Source organism: Mesorhizobium sp. M0862, from assembly GCF_040319795.1.
GTDB lineage: Bacteria > Pseudomonadota > Alphaproteobacteria > Rhizobiales > Rhizobiaceae > Mesorhizobium.
This window is the reverse complement of sequence record NZ_JAMYOJ010000010.1, coordinates 36,668-51,229: the sequence shown is the minus strand read 5'-3', so window position 1 is coordinate 51,229 and position 14,562 is coordinate 36,668. Positions and strand designations below refer to the sequence as shown.

Sequence of the window (14,562 nt, the reverse complement as noted above, 5' to 3'; positions counted from 1 at the left end):
GCTGATGACGGACGGTGTGGTGCCGCCGCTGTCTCTGCGTCCTGCAATCGCTGGTCCTGCCATGCAATTCCCCATCAGAAAGCCTTCGGACAGCTGAACGCGGAGAGCGCCGGCAGCGTGAACGGATTACCGTCCTCCCCGGTCTTGATCGTGTAGGCGACATCGCGCCCGCCGATGAGGAAATGCGCTTCGAGACTGTCGCCATTGGCGGTGACCTGCCCCTTGTCCAGCAATCGTTTCAACGCCCAGGGACCGTCGAACTTGATTGCGGACTCGCGGCCGGGCAGCTCCGGCGTCAGGCTGAGACTGGCCGAACCGGTCTTGCCCGGCCACGGAATCAGGCCCGGCGTGTTGCCGGCTTGGGTGGCCTGCAGCACCTGGCCGTCGATATTGAGCAGCGCCATGTCGGCATCGCCATGCAGCGACAGCGGCGTGAAGGTGATGTTGATCGACGGCACCGGCCCGCCGAGCGGAAAGAAAGCCGCGCGGATTTGTGCCGCGAGCTGAAAGTTCTTCAGCGTCGATTTCGCCAGATTGCGGCCGAACCTGGTGTCCTGTTTCCAGTCCCAGTCCTGGCCGCTCATGTCGACCAGCGACGCCAGGTTCTGCGCGAAAAACCGGTCGAGAACCCCGCCCGGAGAAAACAACCTGGCAAAATCCGCCATGGCGACATCGTCGGTACCGGCGGGGGCGAATGGAAAGCGCCCGGCAATCATCTCTTCGCACGGACGGCCGACGGTCTCCTCCAGCATCTCGTTGAGATGCGTGGTCGATGTTTCGGCGACGGTGCCCTCGAAATCGTCCGCCGCCGCGCTCACCATCCTGGCCAGCGCCTTCGGCAGCCGCGAGGCGTTGGCGCGTAGAGTCGATATCTGCAGCTGCAGATTGGCGTTGGCCTGGTCCGTCTGGGCGGGGACATCGGCGGCCAGCCGCACGCTCTGATAGATTTCGCGGAAATTCTGGGTCAGGGCGTCGAGCGGCCGCTGCCCCGGCGCCCCGGCCACCAAAGCCTGGAAAGACCGGAACTGGGCTTCGATGTTGGCGCCGGGATCCTGGTTCTGCGTACTGACAAAGGCGGTCCCGGCCCTGCTCTGCGATTTGCGCGCTGCAAGCTCGATGCCGATGCGGGCGAGGCCCTTGGCGCGTGCCGCGATTTCCTGGCCGCTGTCTTGAGACGGCGCAGCCGGATTGCGCTCTTGCGTCAAAGCTGTTTCGCGCGCGATCGCCTCGAACAGCTGCATCAGCGGCGAACTCGGTGATCCCGCTGCGGACAGCGCCAGATATTGCGGTTTGTCGGCGGCCATTGCCTTGAACTTCAACCTGTCGAGCACCTCGTTCCACGCCGCCGCAAAGCCCTTGCCATAGCGATCGAGCAGCTCCGGGCCGAGCTTGAGCAATTCCTGGTCGAAACCGCCTTGCTCGCCGCTCGAGCCGATCACCCATTGATCGTCGACCAGCGCCTGCGCGCTCCTGGCAAGTTGCGCCAGATAGAAGTCGAAGCCGGCATGGGTGTAGAGACCGGGGACGCGAAGGCCGGCGAGATCGTTTCCGTCATTGCGCTCGAACAGCATCGGCGCCTCCGCGCCGGCTTGCGATGACACCGAAAAATCGTCCAGCGCCGCCGCATAGGTGGCCGACTGGATGAGCGCGGTGGCGCGATCGGCAAGGCTCATGCGGCCGAGCGAGCGCTGGGCGGATTCGACCAGCGCGCGGTTGAGTTCGAACGAGGGATCCTGGTCATCGTCGAGCGCCAGCATGGCGCGCAAATGCTTCTCCAGTTGCGCCCGGCCGTCGCGATTGTGGGCGCCGGGATAGCGGTTCTGTTCCCAGTCCCGCTTCAGCCAGGTGACGACCAGCTCGTCATCCACTTTCGGCGCCTTGCCGCCCAGCATCAGGTAAATCTTCAACGGCTCGTACAGCGCCATCGGATCGGCCATCCTGGCCTCGATCGTGCGTTCGAGCTGGAACAGCAGGCGCGAGCGGAACATCCGCTCCAGCCCCTGCCGATAGGCGGTCTCGGAGGCCGAAAGGATACGCTCACGCTGGCTGAGGCCGAACGTCGCCGTGGCCGGGGTGGGCTGGTCTCTCGTATCGTAGCCGGCCGGCAGGCCGCGCAGCGCATCGAGCGCGCCGATGACGGTTTCGAGGTCGGCATCCAACACCGTCGTGCTGGCCAGCAGCGGCGCGGCTGTCGCGCGGTATTGGCCTGCCGCCTGGCCGGTCGCGGCGACCAGCGATTTGTTGGTCGTAAAGCTCAGGCCGAGAACGCCAAGCGCGGCGATCGCTATGGCCGCGATCGCTGTCAGGCCGGCGTAGCGGGCGATCGCAACGCGCCTGTCGGCCGCCCTGTCATAGGACACCCAGCCGGACTCGGCGAAAATGACGCGGCTCAACAGATCGTGCAGGAAGAAGCTTTTGCCGGTGCCGGAAAGATGCGCCTGGGCATTCCTGCCGAAACTGCGGCCTATGCTGCCCAGCAACTGGTCGATCGGCGTGCCTTCCTGCGTGCCGGAAGAAAAATACAGGCCGCGCAGGGGGGCGTTCAGCTGCTTGCGCGTCGGCTCGAAAACGCCCTCGAGGAAATTCACGATCCGGCCTTTCAGCGCACCGAGCTGCGCGGCGAAGCCGAAAATGGCGATGCGCGCGACCGGATCGGTCTCCGACTGCAGCCGCTCGCTCATCTCTTCGGTCAGGCGCTTCACCAGCGCGTCGAATTCGGCTGGCGCTTCTGCGACCATGTTCAGGCCGCGCTCGGCGGTCTGGAAGGTCGCGCCCCACACCTTGCGCCGGCGTGCTTCGTCGAAACCGCCGAAATATTCCATGAATCCGGAGACTAGGTCGGCCTTGGTGAACAGCACATAGACGGGAAAGCGGACCTTCAGGACCTCGTGGATTTCCTGCAGGCGGCTGCGGATTTCGGCGACACGGGCCGCCTGCTCGCTGTCCGCCATCAGATCGGAAAGGCTGATGGCCAGGATGACGCCATTGATCGGCTGGCGCGTCCGGTGCCGCTTGAGCAGCGACAGGAACGCCAGCCAGCTTTTGCTGTCGGTCCGTGCATGGGAATCCTGCGTCGTGTAGCGCCCGGCCGTGTCGATCAGCACCGCCTCGTCGGTGAACCACCAGTCGCAATTGCGCGTACCGCCGACACCCGCCACCGGCTGCGCCTGGCCCGACCCGGCCAGCGGAAAGTTCAGGCCGGAATTGACCAGCGCGGTGGTCTTGCCGGCGCCCGGCGGGCCGATGACGATGTACCAGGGGACGTCGTAGAGGAAGTTGCGCTTGCCGCTCGACTGCCTGAGCGTCGCGACCGCTTCGTTCATGCGAGCTTCCAGCATCTTTGCATCGCTGCCGTCATCCTCGGCGCTGGCCATGGCGGCCTCCAGCGCCTTCTGCGCCTTGCGCCTGCGCCGGAACCGGATTGCGTAGATGATCGCCACCGTTCCGACGACGATGCCGATGATCGCTGCCCGCAGCCAGATGGGATCCAACGGCCGGGCGCCGGCAAAGCGGATCAACGGGCCGGCGTACCAGACCGCGGCGGCAAAGCCGGCGAGCGCGAGCGCGCTGAAGATGCGTAGCAGCCAGCCGGTCACAGCGTCTCCTCCCGCGGGATCATTACATCGACACGGCGGTTTTTGGCGCGGCCCTCCGGCGTTGCATTGTCGGCGATGGGCTCGTCCTCGCCCTTGCCCTCGACCTTTGTCCGCGACGGATCGCTGAAATGCGCTGCGATCATCTTTTCCACCGACTGGGCACGGGCGACGGAGAGGTCGAAATTCGATTTGAAGGCGCTGGTCTTCTTCGGCTTGACGTTGTCGGTGTGGCCGACGATCCGGATTGGCCCGCGCTCCGCATCGAGAGCCGCCGCGATGCTGGCGGCCACCGGCTCGAACTCCGGCTTGACCTCGGCTCGTCCCGACTGGAACAGCAGGGCGTTACTGATTTCAACGATGATGAAATCACCCTTGGTGCCGACGCTGACGCCGCCGGCTTCGATCTCCTTGGCCAAGGCAGTGCGGATGCGATCAACCTGCGCAATCGTCGTTGGCGCTGCGACCTTCACCTCCTCGGTCAGCGGGACGAAGCCGGTGCGCTCGATGGTGACCGGCGTCGCCGGATTGAGCGCCAGCAACTCGCCGGCAACAGCCTCGCCATCATTGGTGATGAGGACCCGCAGCGTGAAAAAAGCTGCGGTCAAGCCCGCCGCGGTTGCAGCGGCTATGCCCCAGAGCGGAACCCGCCTGGAGCCTTGCGCCGATGTGACCGACAAGCCTTGCCAGCGCGGCGAGATGTCGTCGTCACCGAGGACGCGGAAATAGGCTGATGTCTCGTAGACGTCGCGGCGGACCCGTTCGAGGCTCTCGCGCGGCTGGCCGCGATACTGGCCTTCGAAGCCAAGCGACAGGCAGACATGCATCAGCTCGATGAGATTGCGATGATGTTCCGGCGTCGCCAGCACCGTGTTCAGCGCCTGGAAAAAACCGGCGCCGGTGGGTTTGACCTGGAAGAAGCGCTGCAGCATGGCGTGCTGCGCCCACGCATCCCGGCTGGAACCGGGCAGATTGGCGACGATATCGTCGGCGGTTTCGCAAAGCACATAGCTGGCGATGCGCGCATCCTCTTCCGAGGTATCGGTCCTGGCGATCTTGCGGTCGAAATCCTCGATCAGGCCGGCGACATGCTGCGCCAGCGGCTCGGCCGGTCTTTCGACAGCCATCAGCCGCAGATGCCCAAGCAGTATCAGCAAGGGCGCCGCGGCAGCGACGATCGGGTTGGCCGCGCCATAATCGACGGCATCGCTGGCGCCGAGCAGCGCATCCCATGGCGTTTTCCCCGCCGTCCCGGCTGAGCCGTGAACGGGCCGATCGGCCGGCGCGTTGGCGAAGGGCGTTCCCTGATAGATCACCGTCCCCGTGACGTCGGACGGCGGCTGGCGGCCGGCGTTGGGATCGAAAATCGTGGGTTCCGGGACGCTGGCAGGGGCGATCACCGTACTGCCGGGGGCCGGCGCATCGCGGGCGAGAACCGTCTTTTGCTTGCGGCCGGGATTGGGGCGGCTGGGGCGGATGACGGTTTTGCCGGTCGGATCGAAAGGATCATCCTTCGAGCTCATCGCCGATCCCTGCCTCTACGCCCGCGCGGCGCGACGCACAGCGCCATGTCCGCGCGAACGCGGACCGCAGGACGCTTCTCGCCGTGACATGACATGTGCCGCAGACCCCCGAGGTCGACCAACCGTACCCGCGTGCTCAATTGCCGTATGTGATCGTAGTCTCAGAAGGTTGCGATGGAAACCCGGCGCAATTTTGGTCGCCGGCCGGTGCCTAGGTCGGCCTTCACGGTGTCTTCAGCGGTGCGCGGGCTTAGCCCTTGCCGGTCTTCTGTTTGGCGGCCTTGGCATAGGCTTCACTGAAATAGGTGAGGAATATGTCCAGCATGCCGTTCTCGTGCGCTTCCTCCTTGGCCCGCCAGGTCGCGACCAGCGCGTCCCAGGCGCGCGTTTTCTTCGAGGCAAAGGAGGATGGCGGCAGTTTTTTCGCAATCGCCTCGGGCGACAGATCGTCAAGCAACCGCGACAGCGCCGCCTGCATGGCGGCGAAGGTTGCGAATTCATGCGTCTTGAGGTCGTGGAAAGCGTCTTCGATGCTGTGCCGGGCATCAAGATAGCCGGATCTACGCCGCGCGAACATGATGTCGAGGATTTCGTCGGTCCCGGGCACGAACTTCAGCGGATTGTTGTCGGCGGCGTTGATCATGGTTCGATCGCTGGTCTTGGCCAGGACTTTTGCAGCGGCGCGCGCCTTCAACAGCAACACCAGCTCGTCGACGACGATGCGCAGCACCGCGCCGATCTCGCCGGCTACCTCCTGCGGTTGGCGCAGCAAAAGCACCTCTGGCGGAATGCCGGCGCCGGCGGCAATCGCGCGCAGGATCTCGTCGGCTTGCTGCGGCCGGCTGGAGACCGAAGCGGGTGGCGCGGTCGGTGACCGTGGCGATGCGACATGGTCTGGAAAGGATCCGGCACCAGGCATCTGCCGTTGCGTCGAACCATGGCCACCGAAGGCTGGGTTCCCGTCATCGATCGACACCGAGACGATATAGCGGCCGATCCGGAGCCGGTCACCTTGCGCCAACCGATGCGGGCCGGTCAGGCGCTGACTCGACCCGTTGACGAATGTGCCGTTGCGCGAGACGTCGTGGAGAAAAAAGGCGCCGCCTTCGTAGCGGATTTCGCAATGTCGGCCGGAGATGAACTTGTCCGGATCGGGCAAGGTCCAGGCGCAGTTCTCCCGCCCGATCTCGAAGCCGCGGTCGCGCGATGCGTAGCCGGGCGGCAGCCCGGCAGGCAGGACATCGACATTGCTGATCTGCAGACTGATGAACATGCGCTATGGACCGTCGACCGCTGCCGTTTCCATTGATCCGATGTGCCACAGTCTAGCAGCTTGCGGGCACAGCGGGAGAGCGGCGTTTCACACTGGCGAAAGCGGCGCAAACAGCAACGGCCTGCCGCTTGTCCTCTTTGGTCTGCCATAGAACATGTGGTAGGCTCAACATGGCTTGGGTGGCAAGTTGCGAAATATCCCTGAACGTGAGGTCGTTAACACAAGAAGGGCTTCGAACCTGCCACACTAGCGCTCAGGAGGGGCACGACCCATGCCGAGTGAACAACGCGCCGCGCTTGTGCAGACGCCGGTCGGCGCCGAGCTGTTGACCTTTACGCATCTCGTCGGCCGCGACGAGATCAGCCGCTGCCTTGCCTACACCGTTGGATTTGTCTCGACCAATGCCGATGTCGACCCGCTGAAGATGCTGGGCGGCGCCGTTTCGATCGAAGGCGAGGCCGACCCCAAGCGCTGGTTCAGCGGCCTCATCGCCGAGTTTCGCCTTACCCGCATCGAAGATCGGCTGGCTCACTATGAGGCGGTCGTCAGGCCGTGGCTGTGGTTCCTCGGCAATACCACCGACTGCCGCATTTTCCAGGACAAGACCGCCGTCGAGATCGTGGAGGAGATTTTCTCTAAATATGGCGGCATCGCCAAGTTCGAAAAGCGCTTGCAAGGCTCTTATCCGCCGCGCGAATATTGCGTGCAATATGACGAGAGCGACCTCGATTTCGTGCAGCGGCTGCTCGAGCACGAAGGCATAATGTACTTCTTCGAGCATGCCGAGGGCGAGCACACGCTGATCCTGGCCGACGCCATGAGCAAGCTGAAGCCAGCGCCGGGCTATGAGACGGTGCTCTATCAGTTCGAAGGGCAGGGCTCGCGCCGCGACGTCGAGTACATCACCGACTGGATTCCAGGCAGCGCGGTGCGCCCCGGCGCCTATGCCCACACCGATTATGACTTCGAAAAACCCGCCGCCGATTTGATGGCGAAGTCGGCGCAGCCCTTCGGCCACAAGCAGGCCGCGGGCGAGAACTATCGCCACCCCGGCGCGCATCTGGAAGTCGGGCGCGGCGACAGCCTGGCGGCGATCAGGCGCGAAGAAATCCAGGCGCCGCATATGCGCATTGCCGCTGTCGGCACCGTGCGCGGCCTGTTCTCCGGCTGCACCTTCAAGCTCGACGGCTTTCCGCGCGACGACCAGAACAAGGAGTATCTGGTGATCAGCGCCGAGTACCGGCTGTTCGATCCGGGCTATCGCGCCGGCGTCGACACCGATGGCGAGAATTTCAAGGTGGTGCTCGGTGTGGCGCCGACCTCAGTCGCTTATCGGCCGCCGCGCATCACGCCAAGGCCAATCATGCGCGGGCCGCAGACGGCGACCGTGGTCGGTCCGTCCGGCGAGGAGATCTTCACCGACAAATATGCCAGGGTGAAGGTGCAGTTCCACTGGGACCGCCTCGGCAAGAAGGACCAGAAGAGCTCCTGCTTCGTGCGGGTGTCGCAGACCTGGGCCGGAAGCGGCTGGGGCTTCATCCAGATCCCGCGCATCGGCCAGGAAGTGATCGTCGATTTCATCGAAGGCAATCCGGACCTGCCGATCATCACCGGCCGGGTCTACAACGCCTCGCAGATGCCGCCCTACGGACTGCCTGGCAACGCCACGCAGTCCGGCTGGAAGTCCAACTCGTCGAAGGGCGGTGGCGGCTACAACGAACTGATGTTCGAGGACAAGGCCGGCTCGGAGCTGGTCAACTTCCAGGCGCAGAAGGACCACCACCTTCTGATCAAGAATGATCGCCAGAAGCTGGTCCAGCACGACCAGTCCGACCGCATCGACCACGACGCCAAGCACTCCGTCGGCCACAACCTCGACGAGGACGTCGGCAACAACAAGACGGTCAAGGTCGGCGTCGACCAGACGACCAATATCGGGTCGAACGACACCGAGACGGTGGGCAAGAACCGCTCACTGACGGTGGGGGTCGATGAGACGATCAACATCGGCTCGAACTCGACCGAGACGATCGGCGCCAACCACACCCAGACCGTCGCGATCGTGCAGACGGTGACTGTTGGCGCGGCGCGGGTCGATTCGGTCGGAGCATCCGAGACCCGAACTGTGGGCGGTCCGCAGACGAACACGATCGGTGCGACGCGGTCGGTCACCGTAGGTGCTGCGCAGAGCCACGATATCGGCGCGGCTGATAGCTGGAACATCGCGGCGGCGCAAAGCGTCAATGTTGGCGCCGATCAGAGTTTCACCATCGGCGGGGCACAGTCGTCGCAGATCGGCAAGGGCAGGTCGGCAAAAATCGCTGCGGACGACGCAACCGATGTCGGCGGCGGGCACGCGCTCAAGGTCGGCAAAGGCAGCGGAATCCAGATAGCCGAAGACAGTGTGATCAAGGTCGGCAAGAATCTGATGATCGAGGCGGCCGACTCGATCACGCTCAAATGCGGTTCGGCCTCGATCACGATGAAAAAGGATGGCACCATTGTCGCTGATGGGAAGGATATTACCCTCAAGGGCAGCGGCAAGATCACCGTCAAGGCCGACGGCGAGGTGATCGTCAAGGGCAGCACGATCAACAACAATTGAGGGCATCATCATGGAAGTGCTGGAGCGTATCGACGGCGTCGTGATCGGCCTGCTGATCGGCTTCCAAGGCGGGGCGCCGCTGGTTGTCTTCGTCGGCAATCCGCGCGAGACCGCGATAGCGGCGCGCAGCCTGACGGAGCTGGACGTTTCGGCCGTCGGATCCGAACTGGCTTTGCTCTTCGAGGGCGGCGACCCGGCGCGGCCGCTGGTGGTCGGGCGCATCGTCGATCCTGCGCCCCGCGGCAGGAGCCTCGAAGTCGTCCGCGACGGCGAACGTGTCGTCATCAACGGCGATGAGCGCATTGAACTGCGCTGCGGCCTGGCATCGATCATTCTGGAGAAGAATGGACGCGTGACCATTCGTGGCACCCAGTTGACCAGCCAGGCCAGTGGCACCAACCGCATCCGCGGCGGGGCCGTGCATCTTAACTGAGGCATTGCCGATGCACAGCATCGCGACCATTGCGGCGATCGTGGACCAACACGCCGAGGACGCGGCGTTCCTGTGGCTTCGACGTCGTCTGGAGATCGACGGTCCAATCCTCGACGAGACCGATATCGGCCGCATCGACCAGCGTCTCGAAGCCAATCTCGAAGGGCTCATGGCAGCCGGCAAGGCCGGTTGGGAAGCTGCTCAAGCGCGCTTCGCCGACTACGCCGAACCGGGCGAGATTTTCGTGCTTGGCACTCTGGCAATGCGTTGGAGCGATGCCAAATTGGTGACCTCTGCAATCGACGCGGGCGCAAGCCTAGGTGACGCCGGCATATCGAGCCTGTCTGCCGCGATCGCGCGCACGCCGGGCGAAAACCTGCGCCCGTTCGTGGCGCAGTGGCTGGACACGCGCGACGCGCGGCTGCGCTGTCTTGGGCTATCTGCGCTCTGGCATCATCGCGTCGATCCGGGACAGCGCCTGCATGATCTGGCCAGCCATTCCAATGCGAACGTGCGTTGGCGCGCCGTCCGGCTCGCCGGCGTGCTCAGGCGGCGCGACCTGCTTCCGGAAGTCCTGGCTGGGCTTGACGGCGAGACAACGAAAGAACGTCTTGCGGCCGCCTTCGCTGCTTGCCTGCTTGGCGAGGCTCGGTCCGCGCACTCGGTGATCGACAAGATCGTGCTGACGGAGACGGACCATGCGCAGGCGGCGATCGAGTTGCGCCTGCTGACGACGCCGCCGAAGGCCGGCAAGGCCTGGCTGCAATCACGTCTCGGACAGCCTGTCTTGCGCATCGCGGCCACGGCATCGATCGGGCTGCTCGGCGACCAAGCGGTGGTGCCGTGGCTGATCGAGAAGATGCGCGAGCCGGAACTGGCATCCGCAGCGGGTGCAGCACTTCGCGATCTGTTCGAGGTGGACTTCGGCGACACCGACCTTTTCGTTGCCGATCCAGCTGTTCTTGGCGAGGGCTTTGCCCAACTCGACGACAGCTCGCTGCCGGCCGCCGATCGCGTCGAAGCATGGTGGGACGAAGGGCGCGGTGGGCGCAACCATCGTCTGTTCCGTTCGATGCGCAGGCTCAGGGTGGATGCGTTGCGCGCGGCAATCGCCACGCCCGAGGCGCCGCTGGCAGACTGGCGCAGGACACGCAAGTTCCCGGCGTGGATGTGATCGCTTTCGCCGAGGGAAGGCTTGTCCCTCCGTTCAGCGTTGGCGGAGGTCGGTAAGCGCGATCGCCGACCGGTTGCCACCCTCGGATGCAAGCTCGCAGGCTGCGACGCGGCCCGGCGCGTAACCGCTTATAAAACTGTCGGCCGCCAGCATCAGAACAAGTGCCGCACTAGCGGCTCCAATGTCGCCGACCGTCATCGCAGGGTAGGCTGTCGGGAATATCTCGCGGTGCGTGCGGTAGAAGCGCGAGCGACCGACCAGTTGTTCGAGCCCGCTGTACCGTTCCCCGTTTCCATTGCTGACAAGGAACTCGATATCGGGTTCCTTGGGTCCGGACCCGCTGAAGGCAGCAAGCAGCGAAGCCACCATCGCACGGCCTTGACTCTGGCGTTCGGAAAGAACGCTGTCGATCTCTTGAGCCAGGCCCGCCCCGCAAATCATTGCAGCCGGCCCGCTCCCCGGCGCTCGCGTCAGGCGCACGAAGACAGCGCCCTCGCCAGGGACTGCCCCTTGAGCATTGTTTTCGGATTTCAGACGATTGGCTCGCATCAAGCGCGCAATGTCGGTCCCGTTGACGAGGCTGTCCACACCACCCAGCAGCACCTGCGCGACGGTCCCGGATTCTAGCATGTCGCCGGCATAGTCGAGCAGTCCGGCGCTGGCTGCGGCACCGCCGTCAAATACCCGCGAGCCGGCATTGAAGCGCAGGCCGCATCGCTCGAAAATGGCATTCAAAAGGCGCCCCCGCTCGACCTCTTCATACGCCGGATGGTCGCGGAAACTCTCCGGCAGCGCGAGCAGAACAGCGGTCTGGTCCGGCGTTGCCTTGTTGTCGAGCATCGCCTCCTTGAGAGCGCGGGCGCCCATGCTGGCGAGCCATACCCCGTCATTGCGTCGCAGGCCCGCCTTGGCTGGAATGCGTGCCACGATCTGTGTGGTGGGAAACGGCTCTGAAAGAGGCACCTCCTGAAATGCTGACAGGTTGGCGCGAATGGCTGAGATGGTCTGGCGCGCGTTCAATCCAGCAGGCGTGACGGCGCCACCAACCGAGATGTAGAGCGGCCGCTTCACGGCTGCCACGCCGAGCGATCGCGCAGGGCCCCGTCGCCGCCGAGAAGATTGAGATAGAGTTTTCGCTTGCGGCGCGCATTGATCCAAACAGGAGAAATGTGGCCGAAGGCGATTTCCCGCAGCGCCGGCACGTTGCGCCGGATTACCACTGCCAAACGAGCCTTAAGGGTCACGCGCTTCAAGTCAGGCTCGATGAGCACGGTGTCAGGCTTGAACGCGTTTTCTTCTACACGATCGTCATAAATGAGCCGAAGCGGGGCCGTGATGCGCGGCAGGCGGAAATCCCATCTGCCCGAAGCCGTCATGCCGATCACCGTGATATCCTCGCCGTTGCCGATGCCGGCCATCTGCTGATCGGCTGGGGCGCACATATAATGCCGCGTGTCGAAGTCTTTGGGAGCGAGCGGCCATTGGGATTCGAGCCAAGCCTTGTCGTAGGTTCCGGCGAAAGCCAGGCGCGGTTGCCAGCCCCGGCCAATCGTCCCGAATCCCGCCGGCCTCAGGGATTCCCCAGGTCGGGCTTGCGCTTCGCCCGGATACATGACGTTGGGCGCCTCGGTTCTGACCGCAGGATCTGCAGACCGGGCGTTATGGTACCCCACGCCGACTGGGTTGCGCTGGTCCGTGCGCAAGTCTTCCAAAGTGCCGCCATAGGTGCGTTCATAGACGATCGGCATGGTCCGGAAAGGCGCCGGTGCGCTGTAGCCGCCGGAGTCGTAGATCCGGTCCCCGACGACCTGCAATACCTTGCGGATCGAGTTACCGACACGCAGGCCAACCTGCATCTCGCGTACCGGCCTTCCATCCGGCGCGTGCGCGACGCCATTCACGATCACCTCGGCGCCAGGCTTGACGGGCGCGATGTCCGCTTCGTAGCGGGTCGATGAAAGGGCCGGATCGCCAAAAGGCTCATCGCCAAAGATCACCGGCACCTGTTCGGCCGCTGGCTGGAATTCCTTTCCTTCATCCGTCGCCGTGAAACTTGCCGATAGCATGACAATCAGAGTTTCTTGGCCGTCAGCATTCAATTGGACGTGCGTCGCGGCGGCGAAGGGTGTCCTGTTTTCCAGCCAGACATCGAAGGCCATCGTTCAGCACCACCGGCCGTTTTCATCAAGCCCGATCGGCCAATAGGGCATGGCCGTCAGCAGTTCTACATATTCCTTGTTGCCTTCATCGACGACCCATTGCAGCAGGAACACCTCAGGCGCGAGGCGGTCGGCCGCGGGCAGCGTTTCCCCCACCGCAACGCATCGCAGCCAGTATTCCCGCACGAGCCACACCACCGCCGGATGATTCGCCGGGCCGGCCGCTGCATCATCCAGCTGGGCCGTGATCGCTTGATTGACGGTCAGGCCGCCATCGACCAGTTCGTCGAGGCCAGCTTCCCAGATCTCGGAAGCCACCTCGAACGTCTCCTGCAAGTCAGCGAGGTAGGCCTTGAACAGGGACCTATAGGCAGCAGAGGCCTCGCGGCGCGAAAGGCGGATTCCATGATCGGGACCGACAACGTCCTGGGGTGCGTTGAGAAGCCGGTTCAGGCCGAGTTCGACACTATGATCAATCCGCATTGCCATCTTCTTCTAGCCTCAGCACATTTCGAGAGATGGATCCTCGCCGATCGGGACATAGACGAAGTACTTGAAGTACTTGAATAGTTCCGTGTCGTATTCGGACATCATTTCGACCAGCAGCAGATTGGGCGGCACGGGACCGCTGGCGTCCGCTTCGTCGCCATCCTCACCCCAGTTCGATTCATCGTCCTCGTCGTCATCATCGGTCTGTCGGGCGTACCGTTCAAGGTTCAGGCCGTGAACCTTGAAGTAGTGCTTGCGGTAGATCGCCAGAATCCGTGGATGGGCCACCAGCCCGGCGGGCCAATGCAGATTGGCTATGTTCTCACCGGAGGCGTTCAGGCGCTGCTGCAGTGCGCCCCACCATTCCTCGATCGCCGGCATGACGGCGTGGAGCTCTGCGGTCCACGCATCGATTATCGCCGTATAGTCAGCGTCGAGATCGGCAAAACCCGTTGCACTCATCGCCTAGATCCCCCGAGCGTTCATGAACTTCCTAATCGCCTTGTTGTCCACCTTCGACTGCCGGCCCGGCTGGCTGTTGCTGTGGCTGGAGCAATGCGGCCTGACGTAAAGCGCTTTCATCGCATCCTTGAAGCCTTGTGGGACGATCTCTATATTGCATCCACCCGCGTACCACGCTGCCTTCTGCGTCGGCTGGTGATCGGCGATCAGCGGGGCTTCCTTCCCCGAAATTTGCCGGTTGACCTTGGCCTCCAGTCGCTTGATCGCGGTCTTGTTCTTGCCGGTCGTGCGTTTCTTCAACCTGTCAAGGTTACGTTTGCATTCCCAGCATGGCCGGTTCTGAACCTTGGCTTTCTGCGGGCCTGTTGGCTGGGTGTAATGATCGTCGTAGCAATAATCGGTCGTGCATTTCTTCTTCTCTTTCACCAGAAGAGCATTGCGGAAGTTGACCAAGGCGGCGGTATCGATGGTGTTCGGGAGTGGACTTGCCGTGTTCTGCTCCATGGTGTCGCCATGGCGGCAGACACCCTTACCCTCCACCTTGACGACGAACGACCAGAGCTTGAACACTCCCTTGCCCTTGATCTTGTGCGTTATGACCCCCGCGCCGAGGCCTTGGGTGGCCGGCTCGTTGCCGGTGCTGGTCGCAACCTCCGACGAGCTTTCGAGCGCGGTCGGATTGCCTTCGATCTTGACGCTCTTACTGCCTTTGGTGAGATCGCTGGAAGACAGCATGTTGACGTATGGAACCGGAACCGGGCCTGCCGGCGGGGAAGGCGGGCTCAAGCACACATCTCCCGGCGCCACGCCCTTGCCGCCGCTTCCTTTGTGGAAGAAGCCCATGCCTTCAG

General features: G+C 63.7%; 11 protein-coding genes. 3 read left to right on the top strand and 8 right to left on the bottom strand.

Annotated elements, in window-relative coordinates; all coding sequences use genetic code 11:
- Window positions 1-74: 74 nt before the first annotated feature.
- The 3 genes from tssM to tagH all read right to left on the bottom strand — a co-directional run bounded on the left by tssM (window position 75) and on the right by tagH (window position 6,389).
- Complete coding sequence (gene tssM, locus NKI15_RS16730) at window positions 75-3,596, bottom strand: type VI secretion system membrane subunit TssM (protein WP_023704803.1); 3,522 nt, start codon at window positions 3,594-3,596, stop codon at window positions 75-77.
- Complete coding sequence (tssL, locus tag NKI15_RS16725) at window positions 3,593-5,116, bottom strand: type VI secretion system protein TssL, long form (RefSeq protein ID WP_023704804.1); 1,524 nt, start codon at window positions 5,114-5,116, stop codon at window positions 3,593-3,595. Before tssL ends, tssM begins: the two co-directional genes overlap by 4 nt.
- Window positions 5,117-5,366: 250 nt before the next feature.
- Window positions 5,367-6,389, bottom strand: a complete 1,023-nt coding sequence (gene tagH, locus NKI15_RS16720; protein WP_023704805.1) for a type VI secretion system-associated FHA domain protein TagH — start codon at window positions 6,387-6,389, stop codon at window positions 5,367-5,369.
- Window positions 6,390-6,660: 271 nt separating this feature from the next.
- Between tagH and NKI15_RS16715 the strand changes: the two genes are divergently transcribed.
- Genes NKI15_RS16715 through NKI15_RS16705 form a run of 3 tightly spaced genes read left to right on the top strand, consistent with a single transcriptional unit; the run spans window position 6,661 to window position 10,601 of the window.
- Entirely contained in the window at window positions 6,661-8,994 is a 2,334-nt protein-coding gene (locus tag NKI15_RS16715) for a type VI secretion system Vgr family protein (protein ID WP_023704806.1), read from the top strand.
- A gap of 7 nt (window positions 8,995-9,001) precedes the next feature.
- Complete coding sequence (locus NKI15_RS16710) at window positions 9,002-9,427, top strand: DUF6484 domain-containing protein (RefSeq protein ID WP_023682625.1); 426 nt, start codon at window positions 9,002-9,004, stop codon at window positions 9,425-9,427.
- Between the two features lie 10 nt (window positions 9,428-9,437).
- Entirely contained in the window at window positions 9,438-10,601 is a 1,164-nt protein-coding gene (locus tag NKI15_RS16705; RefSeq protein ID WP_023704807.1) for a hypothetical protein, read from the top strand.
- A gap of 33 nt (window positions 10,602-10,634) precedes the next feature.
- On the opposite strand, the gene NKI15_RS16700 is transcribed toward NKI15_RS16705, so the two are convergent.
- From NKI15_RS16700 to NKI15_RS16680, 5 genes are read right to left on the bottom strand one after another with little or no spacing between them, the layout of a single operon-like run.
- Window positions 10,635-11,681: a hypothetical protein gene (locus NKI15_RS16700; RefSeq protein WP_023682623.1), complete on the bottom strand. Its 1,047-nt coding sequence runs from the start codon at window positions 11,679-11,681 to the stop codon at window positions 10,635-10,637.
- The gene (locus NKI15_RS16695) at window positions 11,669-12,760 is read right to left on the bottom strand and encodes a DUF2169 family type VI secretion system accessory protein (protein WP_023682622.1); all 1,092 of its coding nucleotides are present in this window, start codon (window positions 12,758-12,760) and stop codon (window positions 11,669-11,671) included. The genes NKI15_RS16700 and NKI15_RS16695 overlap by 13 nt, the downstream gene beginning before the upstream one ends.
- A 3-nt stretch (window positions 12,761-12,763) precedes the next feature.
- Window positions 12,764-13,243, bottom strand: coding sequence for a hypothetical protein (locus NKI15_RS16690; protein WP_023682621.1), 480 nt, complete (start codon window positions 13,241-13,243; stop codon window positions 12,764-12,766).
- Between the two features lie 18 nt (window positions 13,244-13,261).
- Window positions 13,262-13,711 (bottom strand): hypothetical protein, encoded by a 450-nt coding sequence (locus tag NKI15_RS16685; RefSeq protein ID WP_023682620.1) that lies wholly within the window; start codon window positions 13,709-13,711, stop codon window positions 13,262-13,264.
- Window positions 13,712-13,714: 3 nt separating this feature from the next.
- On the bottom strand, window positions 13,715-14,554 hold the full coding sequence (locus NKI15_RS16680) for a DUF4150 domain-containing protein (RefSeq protein ID WP_023708137.1): 840 nt from the start codon (window positions 14,552-14,554) through the stop codon (window positions 13,715-13,717).
- Window positions 14,555-14,562: the final 8 nt, after the last annotated feature.